The organism is Nocardiopsis sp. NPDC006938 (assembly GCF_042869555.1).
Lineage (GTDB): Bacteria > Actinomycetota > Actinomycetes > Streptosporangiales > Streptosporangiaceae > Nocardiopsis.
This window is the reverse complement of sequence record NZ_JBIAGA010000003.1, coordinates 113786-136009: the sequence shown is the minus strand read 5'-3', so window position 1 is coordinate 136009 and position 22224 is coordinate 113786. Positions and strand designations below refer to the sequence as shown.

The window sequence follows — 22224 nt, the reverse complement described above, 5'->3', positions numbered from 1 at the left end:
CCCGCCCGGGCGCCTTCCGCCGGTGGCCGGAGCGCCGGGGCTCAGGGGCCCTCGGCCCCGGGTTCGCCGAAGTCCTCCAGACACAGCTCCAGCAGGGCCAGAACCCTCTCCTTGAGCTGTTCCCGGTCGTGTGCGCGCAGCGCCGTCGCGCCCTCCACGCGTCTGACCCGGCCCACCCCGAGCAGGACCGCCGCGACCAGCGAGGCGTGCACCCGCGCGTCGGGCCCGCCCAGGTAGACGGCGAGCGGATCGATCAGCGCGCTCTTGAGCCGCCCCTGGTAGACCGTCTGGAGGTCCGGGTCCCCGGCCGAGTCGTCCAGTGACAGCTGCAACGGAGTGCCCTCCCCGTGCAGACGGCCCACGGAGTGCTCCGCCAGCCGCTCCGTGAGGTCCTCGGGGGCACCGTCCTCGATGAGCCGGGGGAAGACGCCGTCCGCGCGCAGGATCTCGGTCAGCAGTCCCGCCTTGGAACCGAAGTACCGGTTGATCAGCGCGACGTTCACCCCCGCGTGCGAGGCGATCTTGCGCGAGGAGACCGCGCCGTACCCCTCGCTGGTGAACAGCGTCTTGGCGCTGGCCAGGATGCGCTCCCGGGTCGCCTCACGGCCGCGCGCCGGCGCCTGCGCGCCGCCTCCGGTCTCGTCCGGACGCTCCATCTGCACACCCCTTGGTGGCCGCGATCTGGTCTTCGATACTCCAGGTTGACACCTCGATGTGCCCCACGCCTACCGGAAGCATCCGAGAGATACCGATTTGACAGGTCAACAGCGTTTACATATACCTGACGTGGATGCTCGCCCCCGGTGTACCTGCCGTGGGGCTTTCGTGCGTCCGGAATCGGGGGCCTCATGGAACAGTCAGCACAAGGGACGTCCACCACCCGGGGCCACTCCCCCGGAACCCCCGACGCACCCGCCCCCCAGGCCCCCGCCTCCCCCGCACCGCTCCCCGAGGCCGCACCCGAGTATCCGCCCCGCCCCGTCGTCCGGCGCATCATGGTCGGCCTGGTCCTGGCCATGCTCACCTCGATGCTCACCAACTCGATCATCGGCACCGCGCTGCCCACGATCATGGGCGAGCTCGGCGGGCAGGACCGCCTCGCCTGGGTGGCCACCGCCGCGCTGCTCACGATGACCGCCTCCACCCCCGTGTGGGGCAAGCTCTCCGACATCTGGGGGCGCAAGCTCCTCTTCCAGATCGCCCTCGGCGTCTTCATCGTCGCGTCGCTCGCTGCCGGGTTCGCGCAGGACATCAACTGGCTGATCGCCGCCCGGGCACTCCAGGGGCTCGGCGTCGGAGGCCTGGCCACCCTCCCCAACATCATCCTCGGCGACGTCGTCTCACCCCGTGAACGCGGCCGCTACAGCGGCCTCATCGGCATGGTCTTCGGCGTCTCCACGGTGCTCGGCCCGCTCGTCGGCGGGTTCCTGGTGGACAGCCCGCTCGGCTGGCGCTGGTGCTTCCTCATCACCGTGCCGCTCGCGGTGGTGGCCTTCGGCGTCATCCAGTTCATGTTCCGCATGCCGTTCACACCGCGCCACCGACCCACGGTGGACTGGTTGGGCGCCGGACTCATCTTCAGCGCCGCAAGCACGGTGATCGTCCTGCTCAGCCTGGGCGGAACCCAGATCCCCTGGAACTCCGCGCCCGCCTACGCCATGGGCGTCGGCGCGGTCGTGCTGACCGTCGCCGCCGTACTGGTCGAACAGCGCGCCAAGGAACCGATCATCCCCACCCGCCTGTTCCGCGACCGCACGTTCGTGCTGGCCTCGGCGGGCTCGGTCACCGTCGGCATGATGATGTTCGGTCTGATCATCTACATGCCGCAGTTCCTCCAGATGGTCCACGGGATGAGCCCGACCGTCTCCGGACTGATGACCCTGCCCCTGGTGGCCTCGTTCCTGCTCACGTCCATCGGGTCCGGCTTCGCGATCAGCGGCAACGGCCGCTGGAAGGCCTACACGGTCGTCGGCATGGCGCTGTGCGTGGTCGGGTTCACCGTGCTCAGCCTGACCCGGTTCGACCCCGGACTCGCCACGGTCGTCGTGGGCCAGGTGCTCGTGGGCCTCGGCTTCGGCCTCAACATGCAGATCCTCCTGCTGGCCGTCCAGAGCGCGCTCCCGCTGAGGGACCTGGCCGCCGGAACCGCCTCCGTCACCTTCTTCCGCAACCTGGGCGGCGCCATGGGCGTGGCCGCGTTCGGCGCCGTGATGGTGAGCCGCCTCAACGCCGAACTCGCGTCGGCGGCGACCGCCGCGCAGGAGGCGCTGGCCCTGGACACCGCCAGCGGCACCGACTCGGGCGCCCAGGAGCTGACGGTGGGCCTGGAACAGGCCGCCGAGTCCGCGCAGGGTTCACCGGAACTGGTGCACTCCCTGCCCGAACCGGTGCGCGACGTGGTGGTGGGCGCCTTCGACCACGCCATGCAGGGCGTGTTCGTGGCCGGGATCCCCATCGCCGTGCTGGGCCTGGTCGCGGTCGCGTTCATGAAGGGCGTACCGCTGCGCGGCGGCGGCCCGAAGCCTTCGCGCGCGCGGCGCGGCACGGGGGAATGACGGGCCCGCGTGCGGGTTCCGGCCCGGACGGGCCGGGGCCGACCCGCGCCGACCGGGGTCAGAGGTAGCGGCGAAAACCCGTCGCCGAGCTGTCGAAGCCCAGGGCGGCGTAGAACAGGTGCGCGCCCTGGCGGCTCTCGTGCGAGAGCAGTTCCACCTTGTAGCAGGTCGCGCGCGCGGCGCGGTCCAGGGCATCCTCCATGAGTGCCCTGCCGATGCCCTGGAGTCTGGTCTCCGGGTCGACGACGAGGTTGTCGACCACCGCCCAGGGCTGGGCGTCGTGAGTCAGGTTGGCCACCACCAGCAGGTCCAGGGTCCCGATGATCTGCCCCCGGCGCTCCGCCACCAGAACGGTGCGGTCGGGGTCGTTCTCCATACGGGTCCAGGCGCGTACGGCGGCGGAGGACATGCGAACATGAGCGCTCTGCGTGTGGGTGGTGTCACCGAGTTCGCGCAGAAGACGCAGGATCGCACCGAGGTCGGACCGAATGGCCGCGCGGATAATCATGGCTGTCGGCATCGTAGCCGACAGCCTGCGACAAGGCGGACGTCCCCCTACAACTGACCACAAAACACCGAGGGCGGGACCGGCAGGTCCCGCCCTCGTGACGTACCCGCCGACGACCGCCACGGGGGCCTCCCGCGCGGGCCGGTCCGACGCCGTGTCAGGGCTTGCGAATGACGCGCACGCCCTCGTCGTTCGCGGGCGGCTGCTGGCCGGCCTCGGGACGCCGGTAGACACCGGTGATCCCCGGGTCGCCGCCGGTCTCGTCCGCGGGCGGGGCCGCCGGAGCCTGCTGCGGGCCGCTCGGCTGCTGGAACCCCGGGGCCTGGCCCGGAGCCGGGGCGTTGAAGCGGGCACCCTGCGGGGGCTGCGGGGCGACCGGCGCGGGGTCGCCGCCCTTGCCCTCGTCCTGCTTGGGACCCCGCTGGCCCTCCGGCTCGGGGGCGTCCTGCGGAGCCGACTCGGGCGTGGCCAGCGGCTTGATGCGCACCGTGGCCTGGTCCGGCTCCTGCTGGAGCGGGGGAAGCTTCGTGGTGGCCTCCTCCTTCTTCTCCTGCTGGACGGCGGGCTTGGGTGCCTCGGGCGCCTTCGCCTCCGGGGCCTTGTTCTCGGGCTTGACCGCGGGCTTGGGCCGCACCGGGCTGCTCTGCGGACCCTGGTTCGGCTGGGCCTTGGGGGCCTCGGCCGCAGGCGTCACCGTCGCCTCGCGGGACAGCCCCGTCTCCAGCGCACCGGCCTTGTCCTCCGCCGCGACCAGGTCGGCCAGCGTGGAGTGCATGTCCTTGAGGCGGCGCAGCGCCTCGGCGTGCGTGGCCGTCAGCGTGGCCAGACGGCGGTCGGCAGTGTCGTGGATCTTCTTGGCGCGGGCCTCGGCCTCGCCCAGACGGCGGTCGCCCTCCTGCTTGGCCTGCTCCCGGAGCTGGTCGGCCTCCTTCTTGGCTCCGCCGACCATCTCGTTGGCCTCCGAACGCGCGGCGGAGACGATCCGCTCGGCGTGCTCCTCGGAGTCCTTGCGGTGCTTGGCGACCTCCTCCTGGGCCTTCTTCTGGGCCTCCTTCACCTCGGCCTCGACCCGGGAGCGACGCTCCTTGGCCTCCTCCTCGGCGATACGGAGGATCTCCGCCATGCGCTCGCTGATCTGCTCGTGCTCAGGCTTGACCTGGGCCTTCTCGCGGGCGATCGCGAGGTCGCGCTTGTACTGCTCCAGCTCGTCGTCCATCCGCTGGAGACGCTCACGGAGGTCCTTGAACTGGTTGTCCATACGGACGTAGTAGTCGTCGACGTGCGCCTTGTCGTAGCCGCCCTTGCGCACCGTCGGGAATCGGTCTTGTTGCAGTCCGCCGCCCGGCAACATATCGCTCATGCGCCTTTCATGTCCTTAACACCGCTGCACGTCGCAGATGGTGCGAAATGGTGAGAGTTGCCCCGTACCCGTTCGTCGTCGGGACACCCGTCGAACCGTCCGGTCTGGATCGCCCGCGGGTGCCCGCTGTCGTGCTCCGGCTCGGCTCGATGAGGGGCACCGGCCGAGAGCGGAGCGTAACGCCGAGACACCGTCCGAACGACCAAGGTAGACACGCGCTGCGCCGAGGCGTCAAGAGCCCTGGCGGGCACATCGCCGTGCGGACCCTGGTCACGTTCTTACTAAGGTATGCGCGATCATCCCCGTACGGGGGCGTAGCGGTCAACTTCCTGACCTTCCGCCCCGGGGGACCCACGCCGAGAGGACCCACGCATGGACAACCCGACGGACGGACCCGCGACACAGCCGCGTACCGGAGCAAGGATCGGCGGCGCCCCCTTCGGTGAACCGGAGATCCATCCCACAGCGTGGATCGCCCCGGGAGCCGTGGTGGTGGGCCGCGTCCGGCTCGGTGAGCGAAGCAGTGTCTGGTACGGGTCGGTCCTGCGCGCCGACACCGAGGACATCGTCGTCGGGAACCGGGTCAACATCCAGGACCAGTGCGGACTGCACTCCGACCCCGGGCAGCCCGCCGTGCTGCACGACGACGTGAGCCTGGGGCACAAGGCGATGGTGCACGGGGCCGTCGTGGAGGAGGGGGCGCTCATCGGCATCGGCGCCATCGTCCTGGGCGGGGCCCGGGTCGGCCGGGGCGCCCTGGTCGCCGCCGGATCGCTGGTGGCCCCGGGCAAGGTCGTCCCTGCGGGGACGCTCTGGGCCGGGGTCCCCGGCAAGGTGGTCCGTGAGCTGAACGACGACGACCGCCTCGTGCTGGAGCACACGCCCACCGCCTACGCCGCGTACGCCGTGCAGCACCAGGACGTCACCTGGCGGTGAGTACCCCGGACCGGAATCCGGACCGGAATTGCGCCGGAATCAACCCGGGGAGCGGCCTCGCACGGGCGGCCCCTCCCCGGGTCGGGACCCGGACCCGACCGTGGCACTCCTGGGGGAGAAGCCGCATCGCCGCCCCCCAAAGGGATGTGGCTCTCTGGCTAACCCGGGCCAGCCCGGTACTGGCCCACACGAGTCATGCGCCACGGGGCCCGGCCGCCGTACCCTGGAACTCCTCTCTCCTTGTGGGACCGGTTCCGTCGCGCCGCGCCCGCATCGCCCCGGGGCCCGGGGTTGACGACCTGTCCAGCGACACCCGTGTCCCGGGAGGTGAGTGGTGGTGAACGGCCTGGGTGAGTACGGGCTCGGAGTGGCCGACCGGCTCCACGACCACGTCGCGCTGGACGAGATCGAGCTCTACGCCGAGGTGCTCATCGCCGTGGCCGACACCGAACACCCGCTCAGCCCCGCGGAGATCGACCGCGCGCTGGGGCTGCCCTGCCGCACCGTGGCCGGTGGGCCCCCAGCCGACGACTCTCCCGCGACCAGCCACGACGGGGACCCGTCCGCCTCCGAACCCGAGCCCGCCACCCCTGGCGAGGCCGCCCGGCCCGACGCCCCGAACGCCGCCCCCGCGTCACCCGTCCCCGCTCCGGCCGGGCCGGAGCGCGTGCGACGCCAGCCCGTACCGGAGGGCGCGCCGGGGACCGGACGCCCCGGCGCGGTGCCCCCCGCCCGCGACGGCCACCGCCCGCCCGTCTTCGTCCTGCCCGTCCGGGGCGGAACCCCGGACCCGCCCTCGGGACCGCGTCCGCTGTGCGACGTGGTTCTGCCGCACTTCGTGCCCTGGCGGGCCTGGCACCTCTGAAACCCGCGCCGGCGCGGGACCCGTCCAGCTGAGGGACCTCCCCCACTGGTGATCAGTCCGCCCCCGCCGCCCCACCGTCCCCCGGCCTCGCGCCACCGGGCGGTCCCGGCTCCTGAGGGACCTCCCCACGGCCTCCACCCCCTGAGATCCGCGGCGGTCCGAGGTTCGCGATCCCCTAGACCCAGCCTTCGCCCCAGTCACACCATTCTCGGATTCGGAACTCGAACCGTCCGGAATCGGCCTGATCCGGCCACCTTCGTACGGCTCCGTGCCGAACCGTTCTGGGTAGGGCCCCCTCAGGGCCCCTCAGCCCACAGAACGGCCAGCAGCCCCTCAGGAGCCGAGATGCGCACAGGACCCGACAGGCCGGAACGCGAGGTGGAGCGCCCGGACACCCGCGCCCCCGCGGACCGCCGCACCGTGGGTGAACCGGACCACGCCCGCCGCGTCACCCTCACCGTCGCCCTCGTGGTGACCTTCCTCTTCCTGCTCGTGACCGCTGGAGGCGTCGGCTGGTTCCTGGCCGGTGGCGGAGGCGACTCCGAGGGCGGACCGGACGCCGCCTCGGGCACCGACGAGGACGATTCCGCGGACAGCCCCACCACCGTCTCGGGTCCGCCGCCGGGAGCCGAGGGCACCGTCACCGACTCCAGGTCGGGGCTGGCCTACGCCCTGCCCGGCGAGGGGTGGGCCCGGCTCGGCGACGACCAGGTCCCGGCGGAGTACTCCTCGTACACGGTGTACGGCTCCGAGGACGATCCCGACGCCTTCATCGTCACCGGCACGGAGGAGATCGGCCCGCTCGAACCCCTGGCCGCCACCGGGCTGTCCCTCGCCACGGACATGGTCGCGGAACTGGCCAGCGGGGGTGTCGACCTGCGGGTCGAACCCTCGGCGGAGACCACCCTGAACGATCTTCCGGCCTTCGGCGCGACCCTGGACGACACGTCCGAGGGAGGCGGCTACGGGCGGTTCCTGGTCGTCCAGGTGAGCGACGACCGGGGCGCCTTCATGTTCGGCCTCAACACCGACGGCGGAGAGGAGGCCACGGCGGGGATCAACGCCGCGTTCGACTCCCTCGGCGTTCTCTGACCTCACCGCCTCCCATGGTCCCCCCGGATGTTCCGTGGCGCCCAGGTCCAGGGCGCCACGGAACAGGGCGGTCACGGAGGCGGGGCTCCTCACCGGGCCGGGACGGCAGGCGGTGCCGGGGCCCGGAGAACCACCCACGGTCCCACGCCCCCGGACCACCGTTCACAGGCCCCACTTCCCCGGCCCAGGCCCACGCCCAGTTTCCAGACCCCCAGGCCATTCCCCATGCCAGTCCCCAGGTCAGAAGGGGATCACGGCCCGCAGCAGGAACCCGCCGTCCCTGGTCCGCGCCCGGGACAGCGTCCCCCCGGCCAGAGCGACCCGCTCGGAGAGTCCCGCCAGCCCGTTACCGTCGCTCCCCCCGGCCGCCTCGGCCTTGGCGCTGTCGTTGTGGACCTCCACCACCAACCCCCGCGACACGTCGGCGCCGTCCCTGGTGAGCCGGAAACTGATCTGGCACTCCTCGGCGTCGCTGTGCCGCATGACGTTGGTCCCGCCCTCACGTACCACCCACGCGGCCAGACCCGCGGCCTTCGGCGGGAGCTCCAGCCCCTCCATCCCCGTGACCACCGTCCGCGTGCCCCCCGACTCCAGCGCCTCGCCGACCGACCGGACCTCCTCCTCCAGGTCGGCCTCCCGGTCCCCGCTCACGGCCGCCCGCACCTGTTGGAGCGCCTTCCCGGCCAGGCCCTGGATCTCGGCGATCTCCGAGGCCGCGCGGTCCGGGGCCCGGTCCACGAGCCGCCCCGCCAGCTGGGCCTTGACCGCGAGCGCGGAGAGACTGTGTCCGAGCAGGTCGTGCATGTCCCGCGCGAAGCGCAGACGCTCCTGGGTCACCGCCAGTTGGGCGCTGGCCCGCTGACCCGCCACCGCCTCGCGGCTGATGTCCCACAGCCAGATGGTGCCGAAGGTGCTGAACGCGAACACGAGCGCCACGAACACGGCGAGGTACCAGAGCAGCCCGTACGCGGCCGGGTTGACGCCGTTGGGCTCGAAGAAGGCGGAGAAGGTCGGGATCAGCGGCAGGGGTGAGACCAGCAGCAGGACGCTGATCAGCAGTCCGGTGCTCCGCGAGGTGAAGAACACGGCCGTTCCCCACCAGGCGCCGATGATGACCAGCGCCACGGGCGGGACGTTGAGCAGGACCGCGCTCAGCAGGACCAACGCGACAGAGGCCCACAGGAGCGGTGGGCTGGGCTGGCGGTTGCCGTCCAGCCGTTCCCGGAGCAGCAGCAGGAGCAGGACGGCGACCACCACGGCGCACAACACTCCGGCCAGCGAGTTCCCCAGCGGGAACCCGTACACGACGCTGTAGTAGGGGTCGGTGACGGCCACAACGGCGATGCACAGGCTGTTGAAGCTGATCAGCGCCATGATGATCCGCCGGGAGAGCCGGACCCGTCGGTCGGCGGCCAGGTCGGCGAGCAGCTGGGGGTCGGGGGCCGTGCCGTCCGAGGCCCCCGCGACCGTCGGAACCGAACCCGCCGTGGCCTCAGCCGCGCCCCCGGCCCCGGTCGGTGCGGCGCTCGGCGACACGCCTTTCGCACCCGCGCCCCCCGGTCGGGGGCCGTCCTCTCCGCCGACGGCCCGCACCCGATCCGGCGCGTCCGTCAGGGGCAGTACGGCGCGGAGCAGGAACCCCCCGTCGTCGGTCCGGGACGCCGAGAGCGCGCCGCCGCCTCCGGTGATCCGCTCGGAGAGCCCGGCCAGTCCGCTGTCGGAGCCCACCCCGCCCCGGACCCCCTCCCTCGCGCGGTCGTTGGCCAGCTCCACCGCCAGCTCCCCGGCTCCGTCCTCGGAGGGGGCCGCGACGGAGAAGGTGATGCGGCAGGTCTGGGCCCGGCTGTGTCTGAGGACGTTGGTGCCGCCCTCGCGCACCACCCAGGCCGCCAGGGCCGCCGTGTCCGCCGGGACGTCCAGGTCGGTGACCCCGGAGACCGTGGTGACGGTGCCGTTGGCCTCCAGCACGGCGCGCACCGAACCGACCTCGGCGTCGAGGTCGATGTCCCGGTACCCCCGGACCACCGAGCGGACCTGTCTGAGGGTGGTCCGTGCCAGCTCGTGGACCAGGCCGATCTCCCGTCTGGCCTCCTCGGGGTCGGCCCGCAGGCTCCGCCCGGCACGCCCCGCCCCGAGCCGCAGCGCGTCGAGCCGGTGCCACAGCAGTTCCTGGAGGTGGTGGGTGATGCGCAGCCGCTCGCCGTCCACGGCCAGCCGAGCCCGGGCCTGCTGGCCCTCGGTGACCCGCCGGATGCCGTCCCACAGCCAGACGGTGTACACGCAGCCGATCCACAGGAACGCGCCCCAGACGATCATGAACACGCCGTTGCCCACGATGCTGCCGAAGAACCCCGGAAAGCCGGGGGGATCGTCGGGGCCCGGCAGCAGCGGGGTGTGCACCGGGCTGACCTGTGTGTTCACCACGGCCAGTGCCAGCGCCGTCACGGTGAGCAGGAGCAGTTCCCTGCGGGTCGACAGAAAGGCGACCAGTACCCAGGCCGAGACGCACACGGCGAAGACGCTGGGCGTGTGCCACAGGAAGAGGCACAGGACCAGGAGCAGGGCGAGGCTGCTCCGGTACATGACGCGGTCCGGTCTGGTCCGGCCGTCCAGCCGGTCCCGGATCATCCGGAACATCGCGAGCGCGCTCAGCACCGAGGCGGTGAACAGGGCGAAGGTCCGCGCCGCGGCCAGGACCAGGACGTAGTCCGGCTGGCCTTCCAGGAGCTCCCACGCGTGGGCGAGGTCAACCAGGAGCCCGGTTCCGGCCCAGAGGGGCACCAGGAACGGGAAGGCGGCCATGCTGATCAGGCAGTACAGCCGGGCACGGCGGATTCTGCGGGTCAGGCCCGCGCTCATCCCCGGAGCCCCGGGGGCCTCCGTGCCCCGGGGTCCGTGAGCCGTGGCGGCCCCCGTCTCCCCCACGGGCGCCGCGCGCCCGTCCGTCTCCACCACGTGCCTCTCCCGCCTTCCGCGCACCTCTCGTCGGATTCCAAGGTAGGGGCGGTACGACCTCTCAGAGCCGTTGTCCACAGGGCCGGTTTCCCGCCGGGTGGCGTTCCCGTGATAGCGCGACCTTCTGACCACACGACCGGGAGAACGGGCTACCCCGCGCCCCGCGTTCGCACCGACTCCGAAGCGCGGTGGAGCCGGAGGGCCCCGTCCTGGCCCTTCCGGCTCCACCGCTCCGCCCGCCCGTCCGCACCGTGGTGGGGACTCAGGGCTGGCGGGGGTCCCACTTGAAGTAGCGCCGCACCAGCAGGGACAGCACGACGATCCAGGCCGCCATCACGCCGATGGCGGGCAGGGCTCCGACCCACAGGGCCGCCGTTCCGAGGGCCTCGGCTCCCTCGTATCCGCCGAACACGTCGTAGCCGGTGTAGGCGGCCTGGGCCATCTCGGCCGCCGGGGCGACCGGAAGGAACTGGACGACCATGCGGACGGGCTCGGGCAGCAGGTCGAGCGGCAGGAAGATCCCGCCGGTGAGGAGCAGGGCCATCATCGGGACCACGGAGAACATCTGCGCCGACTCCGCGCTGCGCACCAGGGGCGTGATCAGCAGACCCACCAGGGTCATGGCCACGGAGCTGAGCAGCACCGCGACCGCCAGCATCACCGGGTCGGCGGGGAGCTTTCCGCCGAGGGCCGCGACCGCCCCGAGGATCACCGCCGTCAGCGCCACGGAGAAGACGACGACCACCACCGTCACGCTGCCGAAGATGGCGGTCTGGGGGACTCCGCTCACCCGCAGGCGCTTGAGCACGAGGGACTCGCGGCGCGCGGCGAACACGTTGGAGGGGTGCCCGATTCCCAGCATCAGGCCGATGCCGATGACCGCCGAGGCCAGCGACAGGTCGTGGGTCGTGAAGTCGCCGAACACCGGCGCGCTGGGCGTGGACCACAGCGGCATGAAGAGGATCGCCGGCATGATCAGGTACATCAGCGCGGTCTTGTACCGGACGAAGAGGGTGAACTCGGTGCGGGCCAGACGCAGGGTCCGGTTCAGGGTGCTCGGTCCGGTCCGGGCGGTTCCCCTGGCCGGGGGTCGGGTGGCGGTCGTGCTCATGGTGTCTCTCCTGGGTTCGGGGCCGGGGTCGCGCGGCGGCGCGTGGTCCCGGCGGCGGGGCCGTGGGGTGGGGTCGAAGGCGGCGGGGCGCAGCGTCGCGGTCGGGGCGAGGTGGCCCGGACCGCCGTCCTCACGAGGTGACGAGGTCGGTGGCGCCGTCCGCGACCTGGAGGAAGACGTCCTCCAGGGAGGCTCCGCGCACCTGGAGGTGTCGGAGGGCGGTCCCCTGTTCGGCCGACCACGCGACGAGCGCGGCGACGGCGCGGTGGGCGCGCTCGGCCACGTCCCCGCCGGTGACCGTGTAGGTGGCCCAGAGCTCCTGGTCGCGGGTCTCGACCTCGATCGTGGCCCCGGGCACGTCGGGCAGGTCCGCGGTGCGCACCTCCCCGGGGAGCAGGAAGCTCACCCGGTCGCCCCAGCCCGCGAGCACCCCGGCGAGGGTGCCCTCCACCCGGATCTCTCCGCGGTGCATGATGGCGAGCCGGTCGGCGAGGCGTTCGGCCTCCTCCAGGTAGTGCGTGGTGAGCAGGACCGCCACGCCGCTCTCCTTGAGGCCGCTGACGATCCGCCAGGTCTCGTGTCTGGCCTCGGGGTCCATCCCGGTCGTGGGCTCGTCCAGGTAGAGGACCTCGGGGCGGGTGAGCAGCGCCGAGCCCAGGTCGAGGCGGCGCTTCTGCCCTCCGGAGAGCTGGCGCACGCGCAGGCCGCGCTTGTCCTTGAGGTCGACCAGGTCGAGGATCTCCTCGACGTCGCGGGGGTCGGCGGCGAGGTCGCTGGTGAGGCGCAGGCTCTCGTCGACGCTCAGGTCGTCCATGAGGCCGCTGCCCTGGAGGACGGCGTTGACCCGCTCGCGCACCTCGGCCGGTTGGCCGTGGGGGTCCTGACCGAAGACGCGTACCGTCCCGGAGCTCGGGCGCCGGAAGCCCTCCAGCGTCTCGATGGTGGTGGTCTTCCCGGCGCCGTTGGTTCCGAGGAGGGCGAAGAGCTCGCCGGGGCGGATCTCGAAGGAGACCCCGCGGACCGCCTCGAAGTCCCCGTAGCGCTGGTGGAGGTCGCTGACCACCACCGAGGGGGCCGTCGTGGGGGCGGGACCCGGGTTCGCGGCGGCCGGTCGGGCGTTCTCAGTCGTCGTCATGGCACCAGCGTCGCGCGAACGGGCCCCGGCCGACAGACGTCGCTGTCACCGGTACCCGATGACACTTCATCCGCCCCCGCCGCTGACAAATGTCATCGCGAGGCCCGTCCGCGTTGGGTTCCCGCTGGTCCGGCCCCTCAGCCGGACCGCGGGAACGAGGCCGCGCCCGTGCGTGCCCCTTCGTGAACTCACGTACGAGCGCGGCCCTCACCACCGGTCGGAGGCGCGCCCGTCCCCTCACAACACGTCGTCGGGCGCGGCCCCTCGGCAGTCACCAATGTTCTACACGATTCGGGGGCGGCGCACGGCCGGAATACCGCGATTACCAGCAGAGGGATCGCGGGGAATGCGCGCAGGGGTTGGCTTCTTCTTGGGAAACATCGTCCAACGGGTGGCTTCCGCCCTCCGGGCGCCTGGCGAACGACGGTACGAATGACATCACGGGTGGCCGACCACCCCCTCAGACCCCGGGGCTGATCTGGGAGGACGGACACGGAACTCCGATAAGCGAAATTGCGCACCCACCCTCGCCCGGGCCAGGGGAAAGGTTTTATCGATGCCTCCGACGCATTCCAACAACTGAAGAACGGCGCTGGTCAGAGGGGTGAGCAGAAGTGTCACCCTTCGAGGAATCACGTTCCGGGACCAAGGACACCAACCGCTTTCCGACCATTTCCAGCGGCCCCCGCCCGAACCGCCGGAGCCACCAACGGGCTCCGGCCACCAGGACCAGGGCGATGCCGAGTCCGACCGCGAGCAGCACCGCCTCCCTCATGGCCCCGTCGATCCCCCGCTCCTCCAGGAACCCGGCCAGCCCCAGCCCCCAGCCGTAGAAGACCACCGAGCCCAGCAGGTTCTGGAGGACGTAACAGGTGAGCGCGGTGAGCCCCACCGCGCGCAGGGACCCCGCCAGCCGACCGTCACCCCCGGAACGGTCCAGCAACCAGCCCACCAGGCCGACGTAGCCCAGCATGAGCACGATCGCGAAGCCGTACCGGTGCGCCTGACCGAGAACGGAGATCTGGGAACCGAGCAGGCACAACGGCAGGCCCAGCCCGATCCCCCAGCGCGCGAGCCGCGCGCGAAACGCCCGGCCCCGGGCGTCGTCGTCGAAGGCACCCGCCCGGTAGAGGCGCACTCCCAGCAGGAAGAGGAACAGCACGAGCGGGAAGGTCACGAGGATCTCGATCCTGGTGCCGAGGAAGTCCCGCCCCCGCTCGGCGACCTGTTCGAGGTAGCCGCCCTCGAGGAAGAGCACCTGGTGCTCCGTGAGCCCGCGCGGTTCGGGGGGTCTCGTCCCGGACGCCTCGGCCAGGGAGAACACCGCCGTCATCACGGTGAGGAAGGCGACGTTGACCGTGAGGGCCGACCACATCACCACGGAGCGGACCCGATCGGAGCGGCCCAGCAGCCAGATCACCAGCAGCCCGGTGACGGCGTAGCCCATGAGCACGTCCCAGGCGAACAGCAACAGGCCGTGCAGGGCGCCCTCGACCAGCAGCAGGACCTGGCGCCACCGGCTCCGGCCGGGCCAGGGCCGCCCGCGCGCCGCGGCGGCCCGGTGCTGGACCGCCAGACCCACGCCGAACATCATCGCGAGCATCGCGAGGAACTTGCCGTTGACGAGGGGGTCGAGGAGCTCGCGCGGGAGGGAGGGGGTGCCGGGAAGGGCGGGATGGAAGAGCCAGATGTTGGAGGCCAGGGTGCCGAGGATGGCCAGGCCGCGCAGGACGTCGAGCAGGAGGAGGCGTGGCGGCGGAGTCGGTCGCGGGGCGCTCGTGGTGGAAGGACCGCCGGAGGCGGGGGGCGGGCCCGGATCGTCCGGACCCCCGGTGGCGAGCCGTTCGACGGCGCCCGGCCGCGTCGGGTCGTCCGAGTCGGCGTGGACCCGTGCGGCGTGTGACGCCCCGGTCCGGGGCTTCGTGGAGTCGTCCATGGGCCGAGCCTGCCGACTCCCCCTGCCGGACGCGTCTGCCGAAGGGCGTATGTCCTTCGGCAGACGCGGCCCCGGCCACCGTGCCCCACCATGGGACGCATGCACACACGCGAGAGGCCGCTCGACACCCTGGCCCGGCGTTGGCGGCGGCTGCCCGTGACCACGCGCGACGCGGCGCTGACCGCCCTGCTCGCCTCCGCGCTCCTCGTCGGCTGGCCCTTCGGCCCGGAGTCGGTTCCCCCCTGGTTGGTCAGCCTCTCCCAGCTGGCGTGCTGCCTCCCGCTGGTGTGGCGCCGCAGGTTCCCCTTCCCGTCCGCCCTGGCCGTGGGGACGGCCGTCTTCGTCCACCACGCCGTCCTGGGCTTCAGCGACCCCTTCACCATCTGGCTGGCCTGCTTCGCCGCCTGGTCAGCGGTCCGGCACGGAAGCCCGGTGTCCCTGGTGGCACCGCTGTCGGCGGTGTGGATACTCGCCTTCTTCAACATCGTCACCCACGGCGACATGCTCAGCCGGGAGTCGATCCCGCAACAGCTGTCCATCACCGTCCTGGCCATGTCGCCCGCCCTCGTCGGCTCCCTGGTGCGGCTGCGGGTCGAACGGGCCGCGCAGCGACGGCGGGCCAACCTGGACCGGGCGCAGCGGGAGCGCGCCCGGGAGCGGGCGCGGATCGCCCGTGACGTCCACGACGTCGCCGGGCACCACCTGAGCGCCATCCGTCTGCTGGCCGTGGGCGGCCGGGAGTCGTTGAAGGGGCCGAACGGCGACCCGGACGCGGTGCTGGCGGCGATCTCCGAGGCGTCGGGGCGTGCGGTGCGCGAGATGCGTGAGCTGTTGCAACTGCTGCGCGAGGACAGATTGGACGAGCCCGCTCCCCCGGACGTGCTCCTGGACGACCTGCCGCTCCTGGTGGCGGCGCTGGACGACACGGGCCTGGCCGTGGACCTGGAAGTGCCGAAGGCGGTCGAGGGGCTACCGGCCCGGCTGGAGGCGGACGCCTACCGGATCGTGCAGGAGGCGCTGGGCAACGTGCTGCGGCACTCCTCGGCGGAGAGCGTGCTGGTCCGTCTGGAGTCGCGCACCGACGGGGCTGGCCGGGAGCTGGTGGTGACCGTGGAGGACGACGGCTCCCCGGCGACCGGGGGACGTGGGAGCCGGTCGGCGTCCACCGGTGAGGGGCCGCCCGGCCTGGGTCTGCGCGGGATACGCGAGCGCGCCGAGGGCTGGGGCGGTCGTTCGGAGGCCGGTTTCGGTCCGGGCCGCGGCTGGCGGGTGCGGGCGCGGCTCCCCGTACCGGGTCGCCCGGAGTCCCGTGAGGCGGACCCCGGTCAGGAGGAGGTGGCCGAACGTGATCAGGGTGTTGTTGGCCGATGACCAGCCCGCCGCCCGGGAGGGGCTGCGGTTGCTCCTGGGCTCCGCGCCGGACATCGAGGTGGTGGGCGCGGCCGCCAACGGCCGTGAGCTGGTGGTGATGGCGCGGCGGCTGCGGCCGGACGTGGTGTTCTCCGACATCCGGATGCCGGGGATGGACGGCGTGGCGGCGGTGCGGGAGCTGGCCCGGCTGGACCCGGCGCCGCCCACGGTCATGCTGACCACCTTCGACATCGACGACTACCTCTTCGGCGCCCTCCAGGCGGGGGCGGTGGGGTTCCTGTTGAAGGAGAGCGAGCCGGAGCTGCACGTGGAGGCGGTCCGGGCGGCCTACCGGGGTGAGGGGGTGATCGATCCGAAGGTGACACCGCGCCTGGTGAACAGGTTCGCGCAGACCTCGCCCCGGGCCGCGCCGCGACGGTCGGCCGACCTGACCGGGCGGGAGCGCGAGGTGCTGCGGCTCGTGGCGATGGGGCACAGCAACGCGCGGATCTCGGAGGAGTTGGGCATCACGCCGGGGACCGCCAAGATCCACGTGACCCGCATCCTCACCAAGCTCGGGGTGGAGAGCAGGGTGCAGGCGGCCGTGTACGCCTACCGCTACGGGCTGGCCACGTGGTCCGACACCTTCGGGGAGGACTGATCCGGGCGCCCCGGAGGGCGAGGGACCGAACGCGCGCCCCGGAGGGCGGAGGGACCGAACACGGGCCCCGGAGGGCGGAGGGACCGAACGCACGCCCCGGGGAACACCGGGCGGACACCACGGCGGTCGCGGGCCCCGGGGCGGACTCCGGGGGCCGGTCAGCGCATGAGGAGCCGGACCGCCGCGTCGATCGCCGCGCGCTGGGCGGCGAGGTCGGCGTCCTCCGGCAGGCGGGCGCAGGTGAGCCACAGGCCGTCCAACAGGACCATGAGCAGTTCCGCCGCTCCCACGGGCTCCTGGCCGGGGGCGAGTTCGCCTTGGTCGCGCGCGTACTCCATGACCATGCGCAGGTGGGTACGGGCCTGGTCGTCGAGCGCGGCGAGCACACGGGCGAAGTCCGGGTCCACGGCCGCGCGAGCGTAGAACGCGGACCAGATCCTGGCCTGGGCGCGGCGCCGTTCGTCGGTGGGCAGCAGGTCCAGGAGCACCTGGCGCAGGGCGCCTGCGACGGTGAGCGCCTCCGGTCCGACCCTGAACCGGCCGAAGCGGGCGGAGACCTCGTCGACGGAGGCGCGCAGCGCGAAGTGCAGGAGCTCGTCCTTGGTGGCGAACTCGCGCTGTACGGCGCCCGCCGACAGTCCCGCCTCGGCGGCGACCACCCGGACGCTGACTCCTTCGAGTCCCTCCCTGGCGGCGATGCGGTGGATCGCGTCGGCGACCCTCCTGCGTCGATCTTCCCTGTCCACGACCTTCGGCACCCCGTCATTCTGGCACACCCGGGGCCTGTTGATGCCCTCGTATCGGTACATGCGTATCGACGATGGGTGGCAGCGGCCGACCGGCACGGGCGCGTCAGCCGCCCGGCTCCCCGGGGCCCGGCCGACCGGCACGGGCGCGTCAGCCGCCCGGCCCCCCGAGCCCGGCCGACCGGCACGGGCGCGTCAGCCGCCCGGCCCCCCGGGCCCGGCCGACCGACAGGGGAAGCACGCCGCCTCCGCACGGCACCCGGCCGTACCGGCGGCCGCACACACGCAAGGGGCGGGGTGCGCGCGGCACCCCGCCCCTCGTGCGGATCGCGACCCGAGCCGGGTTCACCCCGGCGCGGCCCGACGCCTAGGCGTCGGCGGTCTCCTTCTCCTCGCCGCCCTCGGCCGGGTTCGCACCCTTGACCGAACGGAGCAGCAGCTGGGAGACGTCGACGACCTCCAGCGACTCCTTGGCCTCACCGGCCGACTTCTTCTCGTTGATCGCGTCGCCGAGCATGACCTGGCAGAACGGGCACGCGGTGGAGACGGTGTCGGGGTTGGTGGTCAGCGCCTCGTCCACACGCTCGGTGTTGATGCGCTTGCCGATCCGCTCCTCCATCCACATGCGCGCGCCGCCCGCGCCGCAGCAGAACCCGCGCTCCTTGTGGCGGTGCATCTCCTGCGTCTTGATGCCGGGCACCTGCGCCATGATGTCGCGCGGGGGCGTGTACACCTTGTTGTGGCGGCCCAGGAAGCACGGGTCGTGGTAGGTGATGTTCTCGTCGATCGAGTTCACCGGGGTGAGCTGCCCCTCCTCGACCAGCTTGGCCAGCAGCTGGCTGTGGTGGATGACCTCGTAGGTGCCACCGAGCTGCGGGTACTCCTTGGCCAGCGTGTTGAAGCAGTGCGGGCAGCTGGCCACGATCTTGGTGACCCCGGCCTCGTTGAGCGTCTCCACGTTCTGCTGGGCCAGCATCTGGAAGACGTACTCCATGCCGAGGCGGCGCGCCGGGTCACCGGTGCAGGCCTCCATACCGCCCAGGACGGCGAACTTCACGCCCGCGATGTCCAGCAGCTCGGCGATGGCCTTGGTGGTCTTCTTGGCGCGGTCCTCCAGGGCGCCGGCGCAGCCGACCCAGAACAGGTACTCGGTGCCCTCGGGGAGCGTGTCCTCGACGACGGGGACCTCGACCGGGTTCTCCTGGGAGGCCAGCTCCTCGATCCAGTCCATGCGCCGGTCCTCGGCCATGCCCCAGGGGTTGCCCTTGTTCTCCAGGTTCTTGAGCAGGGTGTTGGCCTCGGACGGGAAGTTCGACTCGACCATGACCTGGTAGCGGCGCATGTCGAGGATGTGGTCGATGTGCTCGATGTCGACCGGGCACTGCTCGACGCACGCACCGCAGTTGGTGCAGGACCACAGCTCGTCGGGGTGGATGACGCCACCCTCCTCCTCGGTGCCGACCAGCGGCTTGTTGAGGAGGGCGAGGACGTCGACGCCCGCGTGGCTGTTGTCGGGCCCCTCGGCGATGGTCTCCTCGGTGATGCCCTTGAGGAGGTAGGGGGCCTTCTCGTAGGTGTGCTTCTGGAGGTCGAGGATGACCTTCTTCGGGGAGAGCGGCTTGCCGGTGTTCCAGGCGGGGCACTGGGACTGGCAGCGACCGCACTCGGTGCAGCTGGTGAAGTCGAGGAGGCCCTTCCAGGTGAAGTCCTCCAGCTTGCCCGCGCCGAACGGGTCCTCGTCCGGGTCGGCCTCCTCGAAGTCGAGGGGCTTGGTGCCGGACTTGTCCATCATCTGCTTGGCGGCGCCGAGGGTCGGGGTGCCGTCGGCGTTGCGCTTGAAGTAGATGTTGAACGGCGCGATGAAGCGGTGCCAGCCGATGCCCATGGTGAGCTTGAAGTACAGGACCGCGAAGAACAGGTAGCTGATGATCAGCTTGAACGCGGCGACCAGGGCGATGGCGGGTTCGGCCACGGCGGCGTCGGTCGGCAGGATCGTTCCGACGGCGTGGGAGATCGGGGTGGCCCAGGTCGGGAACGGGAAGTCGCCGATGGCGACCTTGAGTCCGCGGATCACGAAGATCGAGATCAGCAGGGCCCACAGGTAGGCCTCGACGTAGTACGCCGTCCACGTCTTGGAGTTGTAGAACCGCGAGTCGCGGCCCTTGCGGTGCGGGCCGTTGAGCAGGCGGTAGACCGTCAGGCCGATGATGCTGACGAGGCTGGCTCCGGCGATGATCTCGATGGCCAGGCCGTAGAGGGTCCAGTCGTGGATCAGCGGGAGCTTGAAGTGCGGGTAGAACACCTCGCCCTGGGCCTCGATCACCGTGAAGACCAGCAGCGGGAAGGAGACCATCACGAACCAGTGGGCCACACCGACCCACGGGCGCTTGAGCATCCTCGAGTGTCCGAGGATCTCGATGAGCGTCATCGTGAACCGTTGTCCGAACGGCCCCTTCCGCTCCGGCTCCACCGCTCGGCCCACACCCACGGTTCGCACGATCTGGCGAATGGCCAGACCGAACAAGGTGAACGCGACCACGGCGAAGACCGAGGTGATGATGCCCAGTGTCAAGTACAGAGGGTGCATCGTCCGTGGCCTCCCATCCTGCTTCCGTCACCCGGTGCGCCACACACCGGTGGTCCCTGTTGATGTTACTAGCGAGTAATAGCACGGTGGCCACCGACCCGGGCCCCACCGCGCGGCGGGTGCCACCGTAGCCAGTCGCGACGCGCCGCCCCGCACGCGGGTGCGCCCGAGCCGCCGCGGACACACCGCGCACCCCCATCAAAGCGGACCGGCGGCACGACACGGGCCAACCGGACCCCGCGAGGACCCCCGGACGTGTCGCGGCGACCGCCCGCACACCGCCGACCCACCCCAGCGGCGAGCCCGCCGACCGGCCCCAGGACGACCCCGAGCCACCCTGAGCGCCCCTGGTTTCCGGGTCAAGGATGTCCCCGAGTTGTCCCGGGGTTCGGCCATTCCCCTCGTGAAAACACCCCTGGTCGGGAACATCCCCGCCTGGCCGCCCGTTGTCAGGTCGTAGGAACTAACTTGAGTCGGGTCGACTCAACTGACTTGACAGCCCCAACCCGACGAAGCAAACTTACGCCTGAACGACTCAACTTTGACGGAGGAAACAACCATGGCACGTGCGGTCGGAATCGACCTCGGTACGACGAACTCGTGTGTCGCGGTCCTTGAGGGTGGCGAGCCGACGGTCATCACCAACGCCGAGGGCTCCCGCACCACCCCCTCGGTCGTGGCCTTCGCCAAGAACGGTGAGGTGCTCGTCGGCGAGGTGGCCAAGCGTCAGGCCGTCACCAACGTCGACCGGACCATCCGCTCGGTGAAGCGTCACATCGGCACCGACTGGTCGGTGCAGATCGACGACAAGAGCTTCAACCCGCAGCAGATCAGCGCCTTCATCCTCCAGAAGCTCAAGCGCGACGCCGAGGCCTACCTGGGCGAGGACGTGACCGACGCGGTCATCACCGTCCCGGCCTACTTCAGCGACTCGCAGCGCCAGGCCACCAAGGAGGCCGGCACGATCGCGGGCCTCAACGTCCTGCGCATCATCAACGAGCCCACCTCGGCCGCGCTCGCCTACCACCTGGAGAAGGAGGACGAGGCGACGATCCTCGTCTACGACCTCGGTGGCGGCACCTTCGACGTCTCCCTGCTGGAGGTCGGTGACGGCGTCGTGGAGGTCAAGGCGACCAACGGCGACAACCACCTCGGCGGCGACGACTGGGACCAGGCGATCGTCGACTGGCTGGTGGAGAAGTTCAAGAACTCCAACGGCGTCGACCTCGCCAAGGACAAGATGGCGCTCCAGCGTCTGCGCGAGGCCGCGGAGAAGGCGAAGATCGAGCTCTCCAGCTCCAGCGAGACGCAGATCAACCTGCCCTACATCACGGCCTCCGCCGAGGGCCCGCTGCACCTGGACGAGAAGCTCACCCGCGCCGAGTTCCAGCGGCTGACCTCCGACCTCGTCGAGCGGACCAAGACCCCGTTCCAGCAGGTCATCAAGGACGCCGGGATCAACCTGGACCAGATCGACCACGTCGTTCTGGTCGGCGGCTCGACCCGTATGCCCGCCATCGCCGAGCTGGTCAAGGAGATGACCGGCGGCCAGGACCCCAACAAGGGCGTCAACCCGGACGAGGTCGTGGCCATCGGCGCCGCGCTCCAGGCCGGTGTGCTCAAGGGCGAGGTCAAGGACGTCCTGCTGCTGGACGTCACCCCGCTCTCCCTGGGCATCGAGACCAAGGGCGGCGTGTTCACCAAGCTCATCGAGCGCAACACGACCATCCCGACCAAGCGCTCCGAGATCTTCACGACGGCCGACGACAACCAGCCGTCCGTGCAGATCCAGGTGTACCAGGGCGAGCGTGACATCGCCCAGTACAACAAGAAGCTGGGTGTCTTCGACCTGACCGGTCTGCCGCCGGCGCCGCGCGGCGTCCCGCAGATCGAGGTCGCCTTCGACATCGACGCCAACGGCATCGTCAGCGTCACCGCGAAGGACCTGGGCACCGGCAAGGAGCAGTCCGTCACCATCTCCGGCGGTTCGGCGATGTCCAAGGACGACATCGACCAGATGGTCCGCGACGCCGAGCAGTACGCCGAGGAGGACCGCAAGCGCCGCGAGGACGCCGAGGTCCGCAACAACGCCGAGTCCCTCGTCTACCAGACCGAGAAGGTCATCAAGGACAACGAGGACAAGGTCCCGGCGGACGTGCGCTCCGAGACCGAGGCCGCGGTGGCCGAGCTCAAGACCGCGCTGGAGGGCACCGACACCGAGGCCATCCGCACCGCGAGCGAGAAGGTCGCGCTGGCCAGCCAGAAGATCGGTTCCGCGATCTACAGCCAGGGCCAGCAGGGTGAGGGCGCCGAGCAGCCCGGCACCGGCAGCGCCGACGCCTCCGCCGAGGACGCCGACGTCGTCGACGCCGAGATCGTCGACGAGGACAACGGCAAGGGCACCCAGGGTTCCTGACCCGCACTGCC

The 22224-nt window shown here is 71.5% G+C and carries 16 protein-coding genes; 7 read left to right on the top strand and 9 right to left on the bottom strand.

Features of this window, described 5'->3' with window-relative positions:
• Positions 1–41: 41 nt before the first annotated feature.
• A complete protein-coding gene (locus ACFYL4_RS06035) occupies positions 42–656 on the bottom strand; it encodes a TetR family transcriptional regulator (protein WP_357756433.1) in 615 nt (204 codons plus the stop codon).
• Positions 657–848: 192 nt separating this feature from the next.
• Here ACFYL4_RS06035 and ACFYL4_RS06030 point away from each other — a divergent pair, with 192 nt between their 5' ends.
• On the top strand, positions 849–2555 hold the full coding sequence (locus ACFYL4_RS06030; RefSeq protein ID WP_387516799.1) for an MDR family MFS transporter: 1707 nt from the start codon (positions 849–851) through the stop codon (positions 2553–2555).
• A gap of 58 nt (positions 2556–2613) precedes the next feature.
• Here the strand turns inward: ACFYL4_RS06030 and ACFYL4_RS06025 are convergent, their stop codons facing one another.
• Positions 2614–3063 carry a GNAT family N-acetyltransferase gene (locus tag ACFYL4_RS06025; RefSeq protein ID WP_357756427.1) on the bottom strand — a complete coding sequence of 150 codons (450 nt, stop codon included), beginning with the start codon at positions 3061–3063 and terminating at the stop codon, positions 2614–2616.
• 157 nt (positions 3064–3220) lie between these two features.
• Positions 3221–4414 carry a cell division protein DivIVA gene (locus ACFYL4_RS06020; protein WP_387517177.1) on the bottom strand — a complete coding sequence of 398 codons (1194 nt, stop codon included), beginning with the start codon at positions 4412–4414 and terminating at the stop codon, positions 3221–3223.
• A gap of 381 nt (positions 4415–4795) precedes the next feature.
• On the opposite strand from ACFYL4_RS06020, the gene ACFYL4_RS06015 reads away from it, so the two are divergent.
• The 3 genes from ACFYL4_RS06015 to ACFYL4_RS06005 all read left to right on the top strand — a co-directional run bounded on the left by ACFYL4_RS06015 (position 4796) and on the right by ACFYL4_RS06005 (position 7316).
• Complete coding sequence (locus tag ACFYL4_RS06015) at positions 4796–5359, top strand: gamma carbonic anhydrase family protein (protein WP_387516796.1); 564 nt, start codon at positions 4796–4798, stop codon at positions 5357–5359.
• 337 nt (positions 5360–5696) lie between these two features.
• Entirely contained in the window at positions 5697–6224 is a 528-nt protein-coding gene (locus ACFYL4_RS06010; protein ID WP_387516794.1) for a hypothetical protein, read from the top strand.
• A 345-nt stretch (positions 6225–6569) separates the two neighbouring features.
• On the top strand, positions 6570–7316 hold the full coding sequence (locus ACFYL4_RS06005) for a hypothetical protein (RefSeq protein ID WP_387516792.1): 747 nt from the start codon (positions 6570–6572) through the stop codon (positions 7314–7316).
• 240 nt (positions 7317–7556) lie between these two features.
• Here ACFYL4_RS06005 and ACFYL4_RS06000 read toward each other — a convergent pair whose 3' ends face one another.
• The 4 genes from ACFYL4_RS06000 to ACFYL4_RS05985 all read right to left on the bottom strand — a co-directional run bounded on the left by ACFYL4_RS06000 (position 7557) and on the right by ACFYL4_RS05985 (position 14453).
• The gene (locus ACFYL4_RS06000; protein ID WP_387516790.1) at positions 7557–10271 is read right to left on the bottom strand and encodes a sensor histidine kinase; all 2715 of its coding nucleotides are present in this window, start codon (positions 10269–10271) and stop codon (positions 7557–7559) included.
• A 262-nt stretch (positions 10272–10533) separates the two neighbouring features.
• Entirely contained in the window at positions 10534–11382 is an 849-nt protein-coding gene (locus ACFYL4_RS05995) for an ABC transporter permease (protein WP_387516788.1), read from the bottom strand.
• A gap of 130 nt (positions 11383–11512) precedes the next feature.
• Positions 11513–12517, bottom strand: coding sequence for an ABC transporter ATP-binding protein (locus ACFYL4_RS05990; protein WP_387516786.1), 1005 nt, complete (start codon positions 12515–12517; stop codon positions 11513–11515).
• A 550-nt stretch (positions 12518–13067) separates the two neighbouring features.
• Complete coding sequence (locus ACFYL4_RS05985; RefSeq protein WP_387516784.1) at positions 13068–14453, bottom strand: DUF418 domain-containing protein; 1386 nt, start codon at positions 14451–14453, stop codon at positions 13068–13070.
• A 99-nt stretch (positions 14454–14552) separates the two neighbouring features.
• On the opposite strand from ACFYL4_RS05985, the gene ACFYL4_RS05980 reads away from it, so the two are divergent.
• Together ACFYL4_RS05980 and ACFYL4_RS05975 are read left to right on the top strand one after the other, a co-directional pair.
• A complete protein-coding gene (locus ACFYL4_RS05980) occupies positions 14553–15824 on the top strand; it encodes a sensor histidine kinase (RefSeq protein ID WP_387516782.1) in 1272 nt (423 codons plus the stop codon).
• Complete coding sequence (locus tag ACFYL4_RS05975) at positions 15799–16464, top strand: response regulator (RefSeq protein ID WP_387516780.1); 666 nt, start codon at positions 15799–15801, stop codon at positions 16462–16464. The genes ACFYL4_RS05980 and ACFYL4_RS05975 overlap by 26 nt, the downstream gene beginning before the upstream one ends.
• A gap of 158 nt (positions 16465–16622) precedes the next feature.
• On the opposite strand, the gene ACFYL4_RS05970 is transcribed toward ACFYL4_RS05975, so the two are convergent.
• Both ACFYL4_RS05970 and ACFYL4_RS05965 read right to left on the bottom strand, forming a co-directional pair.
• Positions 16623–17222, bottom strand: coding sequence for a TetR/AcrR family transcriptional regulator (locus tag ACFYL4_RS05970; RefSeq protein WP_357756398.1), 600 nt, complete (start codon positions 17220–17222; stop codon positions 16623–16625).
• 355 nt (positions 17223–17577) lie between these two features.
• Positions 17578–19797 carry a (Fe-S)-binding protein gene (locus tag ACFYL4_RS05965; protein WP_357769831.1) on the bottom strand — a complete coding sequence of 740 codons (2220 nt, stop codon included), beginning with the start codon at positions 19795–19797 and terminating at the stop codon, positions 17578–17580.
• A gap of 559 nt (positions 19798–20356) precedes the next feature.
• On the opposite strand from ACFYL4_RS05965, the gene dnaK reads away from it, so the two are divergent.
• Positions 20357–22213 (top strand): molecular chaperone DnaK, encoded by a 1857-nt coding sequence (gene dnaK, locus ACFYL4_RS05960; RefSeq protein ID WP_357769829.1) that lies wholly within the window; start codon positions 20357–20359, stop codon positions 22211–22213.
• The last annotated feature ends 11 nt before the right edge of the window (positions 22214–22224 follow it).